The 17,508-nt window shown below is 64.1% G+C and carries 18 protein-coding genes; 9 read left to right on the forward strand and 9 right to left on the reverse strand.

Annotated elements, in window-relative coordinates; genetic code table 11:
• The first annotated feature begins 5 nt into the window (after positions 1-5).
• From NKH06_RS00925 to NKH06_RS00935, 3 genes are read left to right on the forward strand one after another with little or no spacing between them, the layout of a single operon-like run.
• The gene (locus tag NKH06_RS00925; protein WP_352773745.1) at positions 6-914 is read left to right on the forward strand and encodes a heme/hemin ABC transporter substrate-binding protein; all 909 of its coding nucleotides are present in this window, start codon (positions 6-8) and stop codon (positions 912-914) included.
• A gap of 11 nt (positions 915-925) precedes the next feature.
• Entirely contained in the window at positions 926-2,023 is a 1,098-nt protein-coding gene (locus NKH06_RS00930; RefSeq protein WP_352773746.1) for a FecCD family ABC transporter permease, read from the forward strand.
• A gap of 7 nt (positions 2,024-2,030) precedes the next feature.
• Positions 2,031-2,822, forward strand: a complete 792-nt coding sequence (locus NKH06_RS00935; RefSeq protein ID WP_352773747.1) for a heme ABC transporter ATP-binding protein — start codon at positions 2,031-2,033, stop codon at positions 2,820-2,822.
• Positions 2,823-2,937: 115 nt separating this feature from the next.
• Here the strand turns inward: NKH06_RS00935 and rirA are convergent, their stop codons facing one another.
• Positions 2,938-3,402 carry an iron-responsive transcriptional regulator RirA gene (gene rirA / locus NKH06_RS00940; RefSeq protein ID WP_352627958.1) on the reverse strand — a complete coding sequence of 155 codons (465 nt, stop codon included), beginning with the start codon at positions 3,400-3,402 and terminating at the stop codon, positions 2,938-2,940.
• 276 nt (positions 3,403-3,678) lie between these two features.
• On the opposite strand from rirA, the gene NKH06_RS00945 reads away from it, so the two are divergent.
• The 3 genes from NKH06_RS00945 (at position 3,679) to NKH06_RS00955 (ending at position 6,203) form a co-directional block, all read left to right on the forward strand.
• Positions 3,679-4,974, forward strand: coding sequence for a DUF445 domain-containing protein (locus NKH06_RS00945; RefSeq protein WP_352891893.1), 1,296 nt, complete (start codon positions 3,679-3,681; stop codon positions 4,972-4,974).
• Positions 4,975-5,084: 110 nt separating this feature from the next.
• Positions 5,085-5,513 carry a phasin family protein gene (locus NKH06_RS00950; protein WP_352773749.1) on the forward strand — a complete coding sequence of 143 codons (429 nt, stop codon included), beginning with the start codon at positions 5,085-5,087 and terminating at the stop codon, positions 5,511-5,513.
• 192 nt (positions 5,514-5,705) lie between these two features.
• Positions 5,706-6,203 carry a MaoC family dehydratase gene (locus NKH06_RS00955; protein ID WP_352773750.1) on the forward strand — a complete coding sequence of 166 codons (498 nt, stop codon included), beginning with the start codon at positions 5,706-5,708 and terminating at the stop codon, positions 6,201-6,203.
• A 25-nt stretch (positions 6,204-6,228) separates the two neighbouring features.
• On the opposite strand, the gene NKH06_RS00960 is transcribed toward NKH06_RS00955, so the two are convergent.
• Positions 6,229-7,701 carry an MFS transporter gene (locus tag NKH06_RS00960; protein ID WP_352439887.1) on the reverse strand — a complete coding sequence of 491 codons (1,473 nt, stop codon included), beginning with the start codon at positions 7,699-7,701 and terminating at the stop codon, positions 6,229-6,231.
• A gap of 127 nt (positions 7,702-7,828) precedes the next feature.
• On the opposite strand from NKH06_RS00960, the gene NKH06_RS00965 reads away from it, so the two are divergent.
• Positions 7,829-8,722, forward strand: a complete 894-nt coding sequence (locus NKH06_RS00965) for a LysR family transcriptional regulator (protein ID WP_352439888.1) — start codon at positions 7,829-7,831, stop codon at positions 8,720-8,722.
• Between the two features lie 49 nt (positions 8,723-8,771).
• Here the strand turns inward: NKH06_RS00965 and cml are convergent, their stop codons facing one another.
• Positions 8,772-9,968: a CmlA/FloR family chloramphenicol efflux MFS transporter gene (gene cml, locus NKH06_RS00970; RefSeq protein ID WP_352891895.1), complete on the reverse strand. Its 1,197-nt coding sequence runs from the start codon at positions 9,966-9,968 to the stop codon at positions 8,772-8,774.
• 232 nt (positions 9,969-10,200) lie between these two features.
• Complete coding sequence (locus NKH06_RS00975) at positions 10,201-11,604, reverse strand: aminotransferase-like domain-containing protein (protein WP_023812235.1); 1,404 nt, start codon at positions 11,602-11,604, stop codon at positions 10,201-10,203.
• 104 nt (positions 11,605-11,708) lie between these two features.
• Between NKH06_RS00975 and NKH06_RS00980 the strand changes: the two genes are divergently transcribed.
• Positions 11,709-12,599, forward strand: coding sequence for a DMT family transporter (locus tag NKH06_RS00980; RefSeq protein WP_023812234.1), 891 nt, complete (start codon positions 11,709-11,711; stop codon positions 12,597-12,599).
• An 18-nt stretch (positions 12,600-12,617) separates the two neighbouring features.
• Here NKH06_RS00980 and NKH06_RS00985 read toward each other — a convergent pair whose 3' ends face one another.
• Both NKH06_RS00985 and NKH06_RS00990 read right to left on the reverse strand, forming a co-directional pair.
• Positions 12,618-13,658, reverse strand: coding sequence for a zinc-dependent alcohol dehydrogenase family protein (locus tag NKH06_RS00985; RefSeq protein WP_023812233.1), 1,041 nt, complete (start codon positions 13,656-13,658; stop codon positions 12,618-12,620).
• 98 nt (positions 13,659-13,756) lie between these two features.
• A complete protein-coding gene (locus NKH06_RS00990; protein ID WP_023812232.1) occupies positions 13,757-14,218 on the reverse strand; it encodes a winged helix-turn-helix transcriptional regulator in 462 nt (153 codons plus the stop codon).
• A 99-nt stretch (positions 14,219-14,317) separates the two neighbouring features.
• Here NKH06_RS00990 and NKH06_RS00995 point away from each other — a divergent pair, with 99 nt between their 5' ends.
• Complete coding sequence (locus NKH06_RS00995) at positions 14,318-15,559, forward strand: MFS transporter (RefSeq protein ID WP_352891897.1); 1,242 nt, start codon at positions 14,318-14,320, stop codon at positions 15,557-15,559.
• Between the two features lie 2 nt (positions 15,560-15,561).
• Here the strand turns inward: NKH06_RS00995 and NKH06_RS01000 are convergent, their stop codons facing one another.
• The 3 genes from NKH06_RS01000 to NKH06_RS01010 are packed head-to-tail and all read right to left on the reverse strand — an operon-like array spanning position 15,562 to position 17,375.
• On the reverse strand, positions 15,562-16,035 hold the full coding sequence (locus NKH06_RS01000) for a DUF4262 domain-containing protein (RefSeq protein WP_023812230.1): 474 nt from the start codon (positions 16,033-16,035) through the stop codon (positions 15,562-15,564).
• Positions 16,025-16,675: a maleylacetoacetate isomerase gene (gene maiA / locus NKH06_RS01005; RefSeq protein ID WP_352552398.1), complete on the reverse strand. Its 651-nt coding sequence runs from the start codon at positions 16,673-16,675 to the stop codon at positions 16,025-16,027. The genes NKH06_RS01000 and maiA overlap by 11 nt, the downstream gene beginning before the upstream one ends.
• A gap of 4 nt (positions 16,676-16,679) precedes the next feature.
• The gene (locus NKH06_RS01010) at positions 16,680-17,375 is read right to left on the reverse strand and encodes a fumarylacetoacetate hydrolase family protein (RefSeq protein WP_023812228.1); all 696 of its coding nucleotides are present in this window, start codon (positions 17,373-17,375) and stop codon (positions 16,680-16,682) included.
• Between the last annotated feature and the right edge of the window lie 133 nt (positions 17,376-17,508).

The raw sequence follows: 17,508 nt of genomic DNA on the forward strand, positions 1-17,508 counted from the left end.
ATGCGATGCGTTTTTTCCCAAGATTGTCGACCGTGCGCGGATCTATTTTCGGGTCGGTGATCGGTCTCTCCACGGCTGTTATCGCATTGCAATCCGCCAGCGCCATGGAAGGCACGGCCGTGTTTGCCGATCCTTCGAAAATCGTGGCCGTTGGCGGCTCGATCACCGAGATCGTCTATGCGCTCGGCGAGGAAAAGCATCTGGTGGCTCGCGATTCCACCAGCCGGTACCCAAAGGCGGCGCTTGAGCTGCCCGATGTCGGCTACATGCGCGCGCTGTCGCCGGAGGGGGTGCTGTCGGTTAACCCGACCGGCATCCTGGCGCTGCATGGCAGCGGTCCCAAGCAAGCCGTCGATGTCTTGAAGAAGACGAGCGTCCCGTTCATCGAAGTGCCCGAACACTATAGCCACGAAGGCATCCTCGAAAAGGTCCGTATCGTCGGCAAGGCGCTCGGCGTCGACGCCAAGGCCGAGGTGCTCGCCGGGGAGCTCGATGCCAAGCTTACGGCAGCCGAGAAGCAGACGGCGTCGATCAAGGAGCGCAAGCGCATCCTGTTCGTGCTGTCGATACAGGGCGGCAAGATCCTGGCGGCCGGCAGCGAGACCGCGGCCGACGGTATGGTCAAGCTGGCTGGCGGCGTCAACGCGGTCGAGGGCTTTTCCGGGTACAAGCAAATGTCCGACGAGGCGATCATAACCGCCAGACCGGACGTGATCCTGATGATGAGCAATGCCGGGCCTCCGGTGTCGGACGACGAACTGTTCGGCAATCCGTCGATCGCCTCGACGCCGGCCGGAACGGCGCGCAAGCTGATCCGCATCGACGGTGCCTATCTGCTCGGCTTCGGGCCACGCACGGCCGATGCCATCCACGACCTCGCTGTCTCGCTTTATGGCGGGCAGGTCACGGACTGAACGGGCGGATCATGGTCGATCAATCGATCGCCGGCCCGGTGATGGCAAGCGTATCCGAAGGCGACCGGTCGGGCCGCGCCCGCATCGTCATCCTTCTGCTGTGCCTGGGGCTCGCGGCTGCCATTTTTCTGTCGCTGACATCGGGGGCTTCGGACGCTTCGGCCGTCAACGTTATTGGCGACTGGCTGTTCGGCACAGTGCCTGACAACGCCGCGTTGAGCGCCCGCGATAGCCTGATCGTCTACGACATCCGCCTGCCGCGTATTATCCTCGGCATGCTGGTCGGCGCGGCGCTCGCGGTCTCCGGTGCGGTCATGCAGGGACTGTTCCGCAATCCGCTGGCCGACCCCGGCCTGATCGGCGTCTCGGCCGGCTCCAGCCTCGGCGCGGTTGCCGTCATCGTGCTCGGCGCCACAATATTGGCTCCGGTGACCGCCTTGCTCGGCACGCTTGCACTGCCGCTGGCGGCCTTCTGTGGCGGGCTCGCCACCACGCTGGTGCTTTATCAGGTCGCGACACGACGGGGGCAAACCTCGGTTGCCACAATGCTGCTCGCCGGCATCGCACTGGCTGCGCTCGCCATGGCGCTGACCGGCATCCTCATCTTCATGGCCGACGACCGCCAGTTGCGCGACCTGACCTTCTGGCAGCTCGGATCGCTCGGCGGGGCGACCTGGGCGAAGATCGCGTCGGTGGGGCCGATCATCGTGCTGGCGCTGGCGGCGATGCCGTTCCTGGCACGTGGACTCAACGCGCTGGCGCTTGGCGAGGCGACCGCCGGTCATCTCGGCATTCCGGTGCAGCGGCTGAAATACACGGCCATCATCGGCGTCTCCGCCGCGGTCGGCGCATCCGTCGCCGTCAGCGGCGGCATCGGCTTCGTCGGCATCGTGGTGCCGCATCTGCTGCGCCTGCTGATCGGTCCGGACAATCGCTATCTGCTGCCGGCGTCGGCGCTGCTCGGCGCCTCGCTGCTGCTGCTGGCCGATGCGGTCGCGCGTACCATCGTGGCGCCGGCCGAATTGCCGATCGGCATCGTCACCGCGATAGCAGGCGCGCCGTTCTTCCTTTGGATCCTGCTGCGCAAGCGCGGCATAGTCGACCTGTGAGGCTTGGATGATCGAGGCAAGGGACGTTTCGGTTGATATCGCCGGCAAGCCTATCGTCGCCGGTGTCGATTTCCACGCGCGGCCCGGCGAGATCGCTGCCATCGTCGGCCCCAATGGTTCGGGCAAGACGACCTTCCTCAAGGCAATTTCCGGCGAACTCGCCTACACCGGGCGTGTCGCGCTCAACGGCCACGATCTCTCGGCGATGAAGCCGGTCGAGACCGCGGTTCATCGGGCGGTGCTGCCGCAGGCGACGACGCTGTCGTTCCCGTTCACGGTGCGAGAGGTGGTCAAGCTTGGACTTGTCGGCGGCCGTTCGGGCGTCTTGCCGGGCGAGGATGCGCGGCTGCCGGAACGGGCGCTGGCACGTGTCGATCTCGACGGCTTTGCCGGACGTTTCTACCAGGAGCTTTCCGGCGGCGAGCAACAGCGCGTCCAACTCGCGCGCGTGCTGTGCCAGGTCTGGGCGCCGGTGCTCGAGGGCAAGCCGCGCTACCTTTTCCTCGACGAGCCGGTTTCCAGCCTCGACATCAAGCACCAGCTGATCATCATGAACATTGCCCGCGACTTCGCCAGAAGGGGCGGCGGCGTGGTCGCCATCCTGCACGACCTCAATCTGACGGCCATGTATGCCGACCGGATCTTCGTCATGCATCGCGGCCGGCTCGCCGCCACCGGGTCGCCGCGGGATGTGCTGAGCGATGACCTGATCGAAAAAGTGTTCGACTGCCGGCTAAAAGTCGGCGTCCTGCCGGCGGGGAACATGCCGTTCGTGCTGCCGCAATCTTCGGTCGGTTGATATTCAGGTGAGGCCGGCATTGCGCGCCAATTGTGGGCGCGCCAATTGTGGAAGTCGCCGCCGCCCCTCATTGCCCTGCCGGGCATTTCTCCCCGTAGAATGGGGAGAAAGACGCTCAGGCAGCCGGGGCGCGGCGCTCCATCAGCATGTCGATGCCGAGCAGGTTGCGCACATTCGGCCGCGCCGCCACCAGATCGGCGATCGTGTAGCGCTCCAGCACCGCGAAGAACGCGTTCAGCGCCTCGCGCAACGCCGAGTTCAGCGCACAGCTGTCGACAAGCGGGCATTCGGCGGCGTCGTTCTCGAAACACTCAGCCATGGCGAAGCTCTCTTCCGTCACGCGCACGACATCGAACAGGCTGATGGCTTCGGCGGCACGGCCAAGCTTGACGCCGCCATTCCTGCCTCGCACGGTCTGGACAAGGCCGTGCTCGACCAGGGGCTGCAGGATCTTGAACAGGAAAAGCTCCGACACCGAATACGCGGCCGCGATCTCCGGGATGCGGCTCAATCGGTCATCATTGGCCGCGCAATACATCAAGATGCGCATGGCATAATTGGTCTGGCGCGTAAGCCGCATTTTGTCCTCACAAGGTACTGGTGCGGTGCAACCACGCCAGATCTGGAAATTCTTGCTGATGCGGCTTTGACCCGAATTTCCGGATTCGCCACATTGGCTCGGGCGGAATATGGCCTATACCTTGGAATAATTCCAGACTAGCTTCGTGCGATAGATGAATTTTCTCCTCAACTTTGTGTGCGCAGCCGGAGAAGATGCCGGACGAAACCCGCTGTCGCGGGTATTTCGGCGCTCGGAACACTAAATAGGCTGAGATCGACGAGGAGCGGCTCACCCATGTCACAATCGGCTTCGCCCCTGGCGCCGGTCCGTTTCGATGCCGAAGCGGATGCCAAGCTTTCCGCGTTGCGGCGGACGAAATTCCTCGCGGCCGCCGCGCTGGCGCTTTGCGTGGCGGTGTTTGCGCTCGCCAAATCGTTCGAGCACATCCACCCGTGGCTCGGCTTCGTCGCTGCCTTTGCCGAGGCGGCGACCATCGGCGGGCTGGCCGACTGGTACGCGGTGGTGGCGCTGTTCAGGCGACCTCTGGGGCTGCCGATCCCGCACACCGCCATCATACCCGAGAACCAGAACCGCATCGCCGACAATCTCGGCCGCTTCATCGAGGTCAACTTCCTGGCGCCTGAACCGGTGCGCGAAAAGCTCGCCGAGGTGGATTTCTCGGCACTCGTCGCCGACTGGCTGGCCGATGCGGAGCGCGCCGTCGACCTGTCGCGCTTCGTCGTGCGGCTGGTGCCGCAGACGCTCGCCGCCGTCGAGCAATCCGGCCTGCGTGGCTTCGTCACCAGCCGCATGCTCGAACAGATCGAAAAGGTGCCGCTGGCGCCGCTCGCGGCCGAGCTGCTCTCCGCGCTCACCGACGACCGCCGCCACCAGAAACTGTTCGACGAGTTCACCAAGGTGATCGGCAGGTTCCTCAATGACGAACAGGCGCTGGCGACAATGCGCGAGAAGATCCGCGAGGAACTGCCGTCGCTGTTCAACCTGTTCCGCGCCGACGCCTATCTCCTGAAGAAGATCGTCGCCTCGGCCGGTTCGCTGCTCGACGAGGTGAGGGCCGATCCCGATCACCCGATGCGCGCCGAATTCGACCATTTCGCTCAAGGCTTCATCGAAAAGCTGAGGACATCGAAGCAATATGCCAAACGTGCCGAGAAGCTGAAGCGCGATTTCCTGGCCCGGCCGGAAGTCAGGGGACTGGCCGGCGACATGTGGGCAAGCCTCAGCCAGTTCATCGAGCAGGACGCCAAGGCGCCGAATTCGGTCATCCGCGCGCATCTTGCCAACATGTTCGTCGAGGTCGGGCGGCATCTTGCCGGCGATGCGCAGATCCGGGCCGACATGAACCAGGGGTTCGTGGTGGCGCTGGCGTCGTTCGTGGAGAGTCAGAAGAACGGCGTGTCGACATTCATCGCCGACCAGGTCAAGCGCTGGGACCTTGCCCAGCTGACGCGGCTGATCGAGATGAACATCGGCAAGGACCTGCAATACATCCGCTTCAACGGCATGATCATCGGCGGCCTCGCCGGTGTCGTGCTCTATGTGGCCGAGCGGCTGTTCCTCGTGAATTGATGCGCGGCCCGACTGGCGCTCATTCCTCCGCGTTCATGGACTCGCGGCATGCGAGTGCTATTCTCCCGCCGAGGGTGCCCGCATCATGCGGCAAAGGGGAGCAAACGAGCATGGCAAAACAACCGGAATCCGATTCCTTCATGGACATGTTCGGCAGGTTCGGCCGCGACCTGAAGGTGCCCAATGTCGATGTCGAGGCGATCCTCGCCCATCATCGCAAGAACATCGAAGCGCTGGAGAAATCGGCACGAGCCGGTGCCGCCGGCGCCACCTCGCTGTTGTCCCGGCAGCGCGAGATGCTGCAGGATACGCTGCGCGAGGTCACCGATATCGCGCAAAGCTACAGGGCGCCGGGCAATCCGCAGGAACTGATGGCCAAACAGACGGAGTTTGCCAGAAAGTCTTTCGAAGTCGCATTGAAGAATGCGGGCGAAGTGGCTGAACTGGTCAAGAAATCCGGCGCCGAATCGGTCGACATCCTGCGCACCCGCATCAAGGAGGCGATGGAGGAAATCCGCGCCGGCTACGAGAAGAAGTAGCGGATGTGGCCGGGGCCGGCTCATTGCTGCCGGCAGCGCCCTGAAGCCCGGAAAGCCCGATTTGACCTGCGACTGCGCCGGCGGCGTGGCACGATTGCGGCCGAAATCGACGGAACGGATTCGCGCAGAGCGAATTGACAGAGGCCGTCAGTTCGTGGTCCGGAGGCTCTGGAAGCGATCGGGAAACCAGGAATGAACGAAATACGGCCTAAAACGCCGCCTACCTACGAGCAGTTGAGGACGATGGCTGGGCTGGAACTCGGCGTGTCGGAGTGGACGACGGTCGACCAGAACCGCATCAACCAGTTCGCTGAATGCACCGGCGACCATCAATGGATTCATGTCGACCCTGAAAGGGCGCGGCGGCAAAGCCCGTTCCGCACGACGATCGCGCATGGCTATCTGACGCTGTCGATCATCGGCGCACTGGCGCTCGGCATGGGCATCGTGCCCGAGAATACGCAGGCCGCCTTCAATTATGGCTTCGACAAGGTACGCTTCCTGGCACCGGTCAAGGTCGGTGCCCGCATCAGACTGCGCATCACGCTGCTGTCCATGGAGGACAGGGGCCCCGGCCAGTATCTGATGAAGGCCGCCAACACGGTCGAGATCGAAGGCGAGGAAAAGCCTGCTTTGATGGCCGAAACGCTGGTCATGCTTTATGAACGCCGCAAGCGGGCAGGGGCGTGAGAGGCTGTTCACCTGGAGCGCAAAATCAGAGGTCTTGTGATACTTCCACCAGCCTCTGCCGCTTGAACTCGGCGCGGGCCGAGAGCAGTGCGAGGAACAGTGCAGCCAGCGCCAGCACCGTGGCCGTCTGAAATGTGACCTGCATTCCCCGTGCTGCGGCCTCGGAACTCAGAAGTCCAATGCCTTCCTGCCCTTTGGCCGATGCGACGGCGAATATGGCGCCCATCAACGAGGCGCCGGTGATCAGCCCGAGGTTGCGCGAAAGGTTGAGCAGGCCGGAAACGACGCCGCGCTGGCCGGCGCCGACACCGGTCATGACGGCTGCATTGTTGGATGTCTGGAACAGGGCATAGCCGATGCAGGTGACGGTGATCGCAACGACATAGCCGGCAATGCCGAATCTGATCACGGCGAGCGACAGCAGGAACGTGCCTGTCGCGAGGCTGAGCAGGCCTGCGACCATCATCCGGTGGGCGCCGAAGCGGTCGGCCAGGCGTCCGGCCACCAGCGCCGACAAGGTCGAGACGAGCGGCCCGGTCGACAGCGCGAGGCCGACCATTGCGGCATCGAGCCCAAGTCCTCGCGACAGGTAGAACGGGGCCACCACCAGGGTCGCCATCATCACCGTGGCGACAACGAGGCTCATGGCGAGACTGGCGCTCAGTTGGAGGTCGCGGAAGCTGGCAAGCTGGATCAAGGGGTTTTTCACTCTCGCCTGCGCGACGGCGAAGAGAAACACGCCGATGCCGGCAGCGATCAGCAGGCCGATGTTGAGTGCGCCGAAATTGCCTCTGCCCAGCGTCATGGCCAGTGCATAGGCGGCCAGCGTCAAGGCCAGCAAGGCGGTGCCCACGACATCGAACGTGCCTCGGTCGACCTGCTGCGCTGTCTTGCTGTGTGCCGGCAGGGCACGCCAGGCGAGAGCGAAGGTGAGCACACCCAGCGGGACATTGACGAGGAAGATCGCTCGCCAGCCGAAGCCGGCGATCAAAAGGCCGCCGAGCGAAGGGCCAAGTGTCGTGCCGATCGCGGACATGGCGCCGAGCAGGCCCATGGCGCTGCCAATTCTGTCTTTGGTCACGGTTTCGGCGACAAAGGCCAGCGTCAGCGCCATCATCAGCGCCGCGCCAAGTCCCTGCACGGCGCGTGCGGCAATCAGCAGCCAGAGTGTCGGCGCCAGGCCGCAGAGCACCGATGCCGATGTGACCAGCGCGATACCGCCAAGCAGCAACGGCCTGCGCCCGAACATGTCGGCCAGCCGTCCGGCGCTGACGATCAGTGTGGTGATGGCGAGCAGATAGGCCAGAACCACCCATTGCACGGACTGGAACGTCGCGTCGAAATCCCGCATCAGCGACGGTAGCCCGACGCTGGCAATGCTGGTTCCCAACGACGACAGCAGCGTGGCGAGCGACAGGCTTGCCAGCGCCCAGCGGGCGGATTGCATCCGTGGCGGCGCCGATGCGCGCCCGTCCAGATTTTGCTCGGCAATTGCCACGGCGATCCCCTTCCATCAGTCCATAACCGGAACTGCTGGAGATCTAGTCCCTTGGCAGATGTGGCGGAAGGCGCAGCGTTTGCATCTTACTCGTGCGTTTGGCGCCATATCATGCCATGATCCGCCGATGACATCGCCCGATCTCAATCTGCTGTTCGCTCTCGACGTCCTGCTGACCGAAGGCAGCGTGGCGCGCGCCGCCAACCGCCTGCGCCTCAGCCCCTCGGCGATGAGTCGGACGCTGGCGCGGCTGCGCCAGGCGACGGGCGATCCGCTGCTGGTTCGCTCCGGTCGCGGCTTGGTGGCGACGCCGCGTGCGGAAGAACTGCGACAACAGGCTGGTCGTGTCGTCCAGGATGCGGAGGCGCTGCTGCGTCCTGCCACCTTGCTCGATCTCCCGAGCCTGGACAGGGTCTTCACGCTGCGCACCAATGAGAGCTTCGTCGAAGAGTTCGCCCCTCGTCTCGTTGCCCGTATCCAGGCCGATGCGCCCGGCGTGCGGCTGCGCTTTGCACCGAAGTCCGGCAAGGACGTCACGTCGTTGCGCGACGCGGCGATCGACTTGGACATAGGCGTCGCTGGCGAGACCGGACCGGAGGTGCGCATCCAGGCATTGCTTCGCGACCGTTTCATCGGCGCCGTGCGAACGGGCCATCCCTTGACCGAGGGCACGGTGACGCCAGAGCGCTATGCGGCAGGCCGGCACATCAGCGTTTCACGGCGTGGCCGCGAGAAAGGGCCGATCGACGAGGCTTTGAACCTGCTCGGGCTGCAGCGGACAGTCGTGTGCATGGTTTCCGGTTTCTCGGCAGCCCTTGCCATGGCGCGCACGTCCGACCTGATCGCCAGCGTTCCGGAGCGGCATACCGAGGGCGCACGCGCCGGCATGCACAGTTTTCCCCTGCCGGTTGCCACCGCGGGGGTCACCATCTCCATGCTGTGGCATCCGCGCCTCGATGCCGATCCGGCGCAACGCTGGCTGCGCGACTGCGTGCGGGAGATTTGCGCGGCGTCTCGCTGACAGCGATGAGAAGCCTGCGCCAACGGCCCAGGCTTCTCATCTGTCCCGTTTATTCGGTTTGGCGTTTCCGCAAATATCTCAGCGCGCTTAGTGTGAGCGTCGCCATGACCGAACAGTAGCCCACCAGCGGCCACGCCGTGTCTCCATCAAGCAGGATGATGAACAGCGTGCCGAGTGTGCCGACGACAAGGCTCTGGATGCAGAAGTAGAGCGCGACGGCGGTTCCCGCGACATCGCCGAAGGCCTCGAGTGCGCCGTTCGCGGTGACCGAAACAGTGAAGACGATGCCCACGGCGATGACCCACATCGGGCCGACGAATGTCTCGAAGGACGGCGCCGCGAACAGTTGCCCGGCCGCCAGCAGAGCCGCGCCGAGCAGCAACATCGCCATGCCCCTGATGGCACTGCCGGCGATGCCCCAGCTTGCAATGAACCTTCTGGCGAAGCGGGTGGTGACGATCATCACCAGCGCCGCGGTGGCGAAGGCAAGACTGAAACCGAACTGTGAAAAGCCGGCGCGATCCATGAGCACCCGTGGCGCTGTCGAAAAGAACACGAAGAAGGCGCCCATGGCGGCGCTGAAGCCGAGCGTATAGGTCCAGAAGGCTAAGCTGGAGAGAATGGGACGAAACGCCATTCGCCTGTCGTTGCCATTGATGGGCCGTGTTTCATGCCATCTCGGCCATGCGTTGAGGGTGGCGGCTACCGCCAGACCGCCGAGCGTCAGGAAGATCGCGCGCCAGCCGAGATTGTCGGCGATCAATGCACCGGCAACCGGCCCCAACGCCGGCACGAAGGCCAGCATCGAACTGAACAGGCCGTAGATGACGGCACTTTCAGGCCTCTGCGCATAAACGTCGCGAACCGTTGCAAAGGTCGCAACGAGAATGGCGGATGCACCGATGGCCTGCACGACCCGCAAGGCGACGAACACCATGGCCAGCGAGGTGCAGGCGAGCATGACGGAAGCGCCTGCAAATAAAAGCGCGCCGCCGATCAGCACCGGACGCCTGCCGATCCTGTCGGAAATCGGGCCGAAGACGATTTGGCCGAGCCCAAGACAGATCATGTAGAGGCTCAGCGTCAGCTGGATGACATCAGGCGATGTCTTGAGGATTCCCGGCATCGCCGGGACGATCGGGAGGTAGATATCCATGGCCAGCGAGGCCAGGATGTCGAAGGGCGCCATCAGCACCATGGCTGCTGGCAGGGAAGTGGTCCATGTCGGGTTTTTTGGACAAGGCATGATTGAACATCCGCTCAAATGGCTACATTTGGCGGCGATCTGCCGTTCTCACTGAAAATGGGAAATGACGGGCCGCCGCAACAACGAACTGCTGTTGCGGCCTACTTGTCTGCTGACTTGCTGGTTCCCATAACCACTATCCCGGAATGATTGCGCGGACATTCTCTCGAGTGCGCTCGCGGTTCCCTAGCAGCCGAAGGTTGCCCAGGCAACAGGATCAGCTTGATGGGCATCAACGCGCCATCGCAGCTTCGATCACCGTGAAAATCCGCTCGTCCGTGCATTGGGCGACGTTGAAGCGCAGGAAGCGGCTGGCCGTTCCGGACAGGCTGAATGCGTTGCCGGGCGCCAGCACGATGTTGTCGGCCAAAGCGCGGCGGGCCACTTCAGCCGCATCGACGCCATCCGGCAGGCTGCACCACAGGAACAGGCCGGCCGGCTGGTCGATCCAGGGTGAGATACCGATCGCCTTCAGACGAACGCTGGTCTCGCCCATGGCGCGGGCAAGCTTCGCGCGCAGCAAATCCATATGCTTGCGGTAGCTGCCGTCCTTGAGCAGCGTCAGCACCAGTTCGGCCGCGAGCCGGCCGCCGCCGAAGGTGGTGGCGATCTTGAGGTCGGTCAGGGGCTCGATCCAGTCGCGCGGTGCAGCGATGAAGCCGCAGCGAACCGACGCCGAAAGCGTTTTGGAGAAGCTGCCGATGTGGACAACGCGGTTGAGACCATCGAACGCCGCCAGCCTCGGGGCGGGCGCATGTTCGAAATCGGCGAAGATGTCGTCTTCGACGATGGTCAGATCCGATTGGTCGGCGAGCTTGAGCAGCCGATGGGCGGTGACTGGCGACAGCACCGCGCCGGTCGGGTTGTGGATGGCGGAATTGGTGATGTAGAGGCGCGGCCGGTGCTCGGCCAACGCTTGCGCGAACAGATCGATATCCGGCCCCGACGGCGTGTAGGGGACACTGACGACCTTGGCCCGGTGGGCGCGCAACAGAGCGTGGAAGTTGAAGTAGCAGGGGTCGTCGACCAGCACGGTGTCGCCGGGCTCGATCAGGAACCGGCACAACAGGTCGATGGCCTGCGTGCCTGATTCCGTCAGCATGATCTGCCCGGGAGAGGCCTCGATGCCGTGCCCGGCCATACGCCGCGCCAGCAATTGCCGCAGCGGTGGCAGGCCGAGCGGCGTGCCGTAATCGACCAGTGCGATATCGTCGGCACGCGCTACCGTGCGCAGTGCCCGGCGCAGACCTGCCTGCGGCATCCACGAGGCCGGCAGCCAGCCGCAGCCGGGTTTCAGCATGTCGTCGCCGGCCTCCAGGGACTGGCGTGAGATCCAGAGGGGGTCGACCGCGCGGTCGAGGCGAGGACCAATCTCGGCCAGCGACAGCGGCGCCAGCGATCCGGCGGCATAGAATCCGGAGCCCGGCCGCGAGCGGATCGCACCTTCGGCGGCGAGCCGCTCATAGGCTTCGACCACGGTGGATTTGGACACTCGCATGGATTTGGCAAAGGTGCGGATCGACGGCAATTGCGCTCCCGGCGTCAGGCTGCGCGCCGCGATCCGCTGGCGGATCGTCGCCATGACGCCTTCGACCAGCGTTCCGCTGCTCTCGCTTCCTGTTGTCTGTTTGTCCATCCGTACTGCTCTTCTAAGCATGACAGTTGTGTGTAATTGTACCGCATTGTCTCTGGCGATACTACCGGCTCCGCGCGATACGGAGCCGACAAACGGAGCATACGATGGACAAGACCGCGAGCGGCTGGATGAATGGATTCATCGGCGTGTTGATCTTCAGCGGCTCGCTGCCGGCAACGCGCGTGGCGGTCAGGGATTTCGATCCGACATTCCTGACTTCGGCCCGAGCGGCGATTGCCGGACTGCTTGGCCTGGCACTGCTGCTCCTGTTTCGGCAAAAGCGTCCGGAGCGCGGCGACCTGCTGTCGCTGGTGATCGTCGCGCTTGGCGTGGTGGTCGGCTTTCCCTTGCTGACCGCACTGGCGCTCAAGCACGTCACCACGGCCCATTCCATCATCTTCGTCGGCCTGCTGCCGCTGGCCACTGCGATTTTCGGCGTGCTGCGCGGCGGCGATCGGCCGCGCCCGGCGTTCTGGCTGTTTTCATGCATCGGCAGCGCGCTGGTCGCGGGTTTTGCCCTGACGCAGGGCGTGACGGCCTCGCCGGTGGGTGATGGTTTGATGCTGGCCGCCATCATCGCCTGCGGTCTGGGCTATGCCGAGGGTGCCGCGCTGTCACGCAAGCTTGGCGGCTGGCAAGTGATCTGCTGGGCGCTGGTGCTGTCGCTGCCGATCATGCTGGTGCTGACGCTGATGACCATGCCGCCGTCGTTCGACGGCGTCGGCGTCAGTGCGTGGATAGGGCTTGCCTATGTCTCGCTGTTCAGCATGCTGATCGGCTTCGTGTTCTGGTATCGCGGGCTGGCGCAAGGCGGCATCGCCGCGGTCGGGCAGTTGCAGCTGCTGCAGCCATTTTTCGGACTGGCACTGGCAGCGACGCTGCTGCACGAGCAGGTCAGCCCGCTGATGGTGGTCGTCACGCTTGGCGTCGTGCTTTGCGTCGTCGGCGCCAAGCGATTCGCGAAGCAGGAATTGCCACGACGCGCGATCGCCTGACGACGGTACCGTCCTCGCCTAAAACTTCGTGACCACCCCAATACCAATGCCCTCGAAGCCGCCCATCGCCATCAGGGCCGCGGGCGCCTCGTCGAGGCTGATCCTCTTGCCGACCAGCAGTTCGGGCTTCAGCTTGCCGTTGCGGATCATGTCCATCATCGCCTGGTAGCGGTAGGCCTGCATGCCGTGGCTGCCGAGGATTTCGAGTTCAAAGGCGATCACCTTGTCCATCGGCACCTGCGGCCGGGCATGCTCGCCCAGCATCAGGCCGACCTGCACATGGCGGCCGCGCCGGCGCAGATTGGATATCGAATTGAACGAGGTGGTGGGGTGGCCGAGCGCGTCCATCGACATGTGCGCGCCGCCATTGGTGATCTGCTTGACCGCCTTGACCACGTTCGGTGTCGTGGATGCATTGATGGTGGCGACGGCGCCGATCTTTTTGGCGAAATCCAGTTTCTCGTCGGTGAGATCGATGGCGATGACATTGGCGCCCATTGAACTGGCGATCATGATCGCCGACAGGCCGACGCCGCCGCAGCCATGCACCGCGACCCATTCGCCCGGCTTCACCCGGCCCTGGTCGACGATGGCTCGAAACGAGGTGACGAAGCGGCAGCCGAGGCTGGCGGCGGTGGCGAATTCCATCTCGTCGGGCAAGCGCACGAGATTGGTATCGGCGTGTTCGATGGCGACATATTCGGCGAACGAGCCCCAGCCGGTGAAGCCAGGCTGTGTCTGGTGTTCGCAGACCTGGTGATTGCCCGAATTGCACTCGAAGCAGCGGCCGCAGCCGACGGCGAACGGCACGGTGACGCGCTCGCCGGCTTTCCAGCGGGTGACCTGCTTGCCGGCGGCAACAACGACGCCGGCCAGCTCGTGGCCCGGCACATGCGGCAGCGTGATGCCGTCGTCATGACCCATCCAGCCATGCCAGTCGCTGCGGCACAGACCGGTCGCCTCGACCTTGATGACGACGCCATCAGCGGCCGGCTTCGGATCAGGAACGGTCTGGATCCTCGGCGCTTCGCCGAATTTCTCGAAGACGACGGCTTTCATCGGTCACTCCACCCTCTGTGCTGCAGGAAACGATAGCCGATTCCCTGTCTGGTCGAGCAGAAATCGATTCCGCCTGGCCTGTTGGCAGGCAGCAGCTCTTAACCGGTTCCGCGGTTGCGAAAGTCGGCAAGCCGGGTTTCGCCGGGGGCAAGCTGCCGCCCGTCCTCGGCATGTACTTCCAGTCGCTTGATCGGCCGGCTGGTGAGATTGTCGACCATGAAGGTATAGGGTTCGCCCGGTCCGGCGAAGTAGGTCTCGCCCCATTGCCGCAGGGCAACCAGGACATAGAACAGGCCGCGTCCCTTTTGCGTCAGCACATATTCATGATGCGCGCTGCCGTCGGGCGCCGGGACCGTTTCGAGGATGCCATGCGCGACAAGATTGCGCAGCCGCGACGACAGGATGTTCTTGGCGACGCCGAGGCTCTTCTGGAATTCGCCGAAGCGCCGCAAGCCGTCGAAGGCGTCACGCACGATGAGCAGCGACCACCAGTCGCCAATCGCGTCCAGTGGTCGCGCTATGAAGCAATCCGCTTCGTGGTGGCTCGTTCGTTTCACCATGGCAGTCGTTGGTCCAATGCTCTAATTTCGGTTGCAACATAAAACTGTTCCGCCTATCCAGCAAGAGGTTTCAAGTTGAAACCTTTTGTGGAGAGAGACATGAACATGCAGGTGCCGAACAGCGGTGCAACAAGCCTCGAGCAATCCGATGGGCCGCATCGGGTGGCGCCGCCGCCTACGGGATTGTCACGATTGACCGCGCTGATCTTCGCCATCGCCTGCGGCCTGAGCGTCGCCAATATCTATTTCGCTCATCCGCTGCTCGACGCCATAGCGCATGATTTTGCTATCGCGCCGGCCTCGGTCGGCATCGTGGTGACGGTCACGCAGATCGGCTATGGGCTCGGCCTGTTCTTCATCGTGCCGCTGGGCGACCTGTTCGATCGCCGCAAGCTGATTGCCGGGCAGGCGATTCTGTCTGCCGTGGCGCTGGTGGCGGTCGGGATCGCGCCCAACGCGGCGATGCTGCTGGCGAGCCTCGCGGTCGTCGGGCTGCTGGCGGTGGTGGTGCAGGTGCTGGTCGCCTTCGCTGCGGACCTCGCTGTAGCATCGGAGCGGGGGCGGGCGGTCGGCACCGTCACCAGCGGCGTCATCCTGGGCATCCTGCTTGCCCGCTTCGCTTCGGGGGTCGTCGCCGATTTCGCCGGCTGGCGCTGGGTTTATCTTGTCTCGGCCATGTTGACGCTCGTCATGGCGATGGTTCTCTACCTGATCCTGCCGCGCCACGAGGCGGAGCGGCCACGCACATCCTATCCACGCCTGCTCGCTTCGGTGCTGCTGCTGTTCGCGCAGGAGCCGCTGCTGCGCGTGCGGGCGGTGCTGGCCATGCTGATCTTCGCCAGCTTCAACGTGCTGTGGGCGCCGCTGGTACTGCCGTTGAGCGTCGCGCCATTTTCACTTTCGCATACCGAGATCGGGCTTTTCGGCCTTGCGGGCGTCGCCGGCGCGCTCGGTGCGCGCTGGACCGGCGGCCTCGTCGATCGTGGATGCGGCCAGTTGGTCACCGGCCTCAGCCTGCTGCTGATGATGGCGGCCTGGCTGCCGATCGCCTTCATGGGCATGTCTCTGTGGTTGCTCGTCGCCGGCATAGTCATGCTGGATCTGGCGATCCAGGCCGTCCACGTCACCAACCAGAGCCTGATCTTCGCCCGGCGGCCGGATGCGCGCAGCCGACTGGTTGGCGGCTACATGATCTTCTACTCGGTCGGCAGCGCCCTGGGCTCCATCGCCTCGACCATGGCTTATGGTGCAATGGGCTGGAATGGCGTCTGTGTGCTTGGCGCCGGCATCGGCCTGTTGGCGCTGCTGTTCTGGGCGTTGACGCTGCGCGTCGGCAGATAAGCCTATGGCCACGGCGCGGTGTCGAGAAGCGGCTGCCAGGCTCGGAACCAGTCGCTCGCCTCGGCCTGCCACGGCCAGATGCCGTCCACAGTGGGATAGATCAGCTGGAGAACACCGAAATCCAGGCCGTCGTAGAACCAGAGGTCCCAGCCGAAATGCTCGCGATAGTGTTCGATATGAACGGCGCCGAATTGACAGTCGAAACCTTCGATAAAACCGGACGATCGCTGCCCTGGTTGGAAAACCTCGCCGGAGCGGACGCGGCTGCAATACTCGTTGATGATGAACTGGGAGATTTCCGGCTTCAGGCCGATGACGATGAGTTCCGGCGCCTTGAAGTTGTGCTCTATTCCAACCGAATAGGTGAAAGGCGGATCGTCGCCTTCCTCCAGCACATGCAAGATGTGGCAGCCATAAGCCTCTATATCGGCCAGCGCCTTGGCTTCACCTGGGTCGGTGGCTTTTCTACTCGGCATCGATCTGGTTCCGGGGCGCGGCTTTCTGGAAGGCCGGCAGCGCCATGCAGGCGGCATTGATGCGCGCGATCGTCGGGTAGGGGGTCAAGTCGACGCCGAAGCGGGCGTTGCTGGCAATCTGCGCGGCGAGGCAGATGTCGGCCAGGCCCGGCGCGTCGCCATGGCAGAATGTACCCGTCTCCGCCGCCGACGCCATGATCTTTTCAAGCGGCTGAAAGCCCTCGTTCACCCAATGGCGGAACCAGTTGGCGATGTCTTCGTCGCCGGCGCCGAACAGCGTGCGCAGCGAGGTCAGCACGCGCAGATTGTTCACCGGGTGGATGTCGCAGGCGATCATCTGCGCCAGCATTCTCACGCGTGCCCGGCCGGCCGGGTCCTCCGGCAGCAGCGGTGGTTCCGGTTTGGTCTCGTCGAGGAACTCGATGATCGCCAGCGATTGCGTCAGCAGCGTGCCGTCGCCGAGCACCAGCGCCGGCACCAGGCCTTGCGGATTGACCGCGAGATAGGCTGGTTCCAGATGTTCGCCATGGCGCAGATGATGCGGGACATAGTCGTAGCTCAGCCCCTTCATCTCCAGCGCGATCCGCACCCGGTAGGAGGTGGAGGAACGGTAGTAATTATGCAGGACGAGGCCGCTCATGCGCTCACTTCGGCTGGCCGATGGTCACTTCGATGGTGCCGATGCCGTCGACGCCGCCGGTCATCGTGTCGCCGGGGCCAACCGCGCCGACGCCTGCCGGCGTACCGGTGAAGATCAGGTCGCCGGGCTCGAGCTCCATCGCCTCGCTGCAGATCGACACGATATCCGATATTGGCCAGATCAGTTCAGCGAGGTCGGCATCCTGCCTGACCTTGCCGTTGACGGCGAGCCAGATGCGGCCCTTCTGTGGGTGGCCGGATTTCGCCGCGGGGATCAGCGGGCCGCAAGGCGCGGAGCGGTCGAAGGCCTTCGACCAGTCCCACGGACGGGCGGCCTTCTTGGCCTCGTCCTGCAGATCGCGGCGAGTGAGGTCGATGCCGACGCCGTAGCCCCAGACGTGGTCCAGCGCCTTGTCGCGGGCAATGCGGAAGCCGGCTTTGCCGATCGCAGCCACCAATTCAATCTCGTGGTGTAGATCGGCCGTCAGCGGCGGGTAGGGGATAGCGGTGCCGGAATCGACCACCGCGTCGGCCGGCTTGGTAAAGAAGAAGGGCGGATCACGCTCGTCATTGCCGAATTCGCGGGCATGCGCCGCGTAGTTGCGGCCGACGCAGTAGATACGGCGCACCGCGAAACGATCGGACGAGCCCGCAATGGCCACCGATGCGGTTGCGGGCAAGGGAAGGACGAATTCTGTCATGTGGGTCTCTGCTTGGTTGCCGGAACATTCGACCGATTTGGGGGCCTGGACAAGGCGATTTGGTCGAGAAAGTGCCGGCGGCACTTTCCGCCGGAGATGGCGATATACTATTTGGCAATAATCTGGCCATGCT

Origin of the sequence: Mesorhizobium sp. M1342 (assembly GCF_040317955.1) — a bacterium.
Lineage (GTDB): Bacteria > Pseudomonadota > Alphaproteobacteria > Rhizobiales > Rhizobiaceae > Mesorhizobium.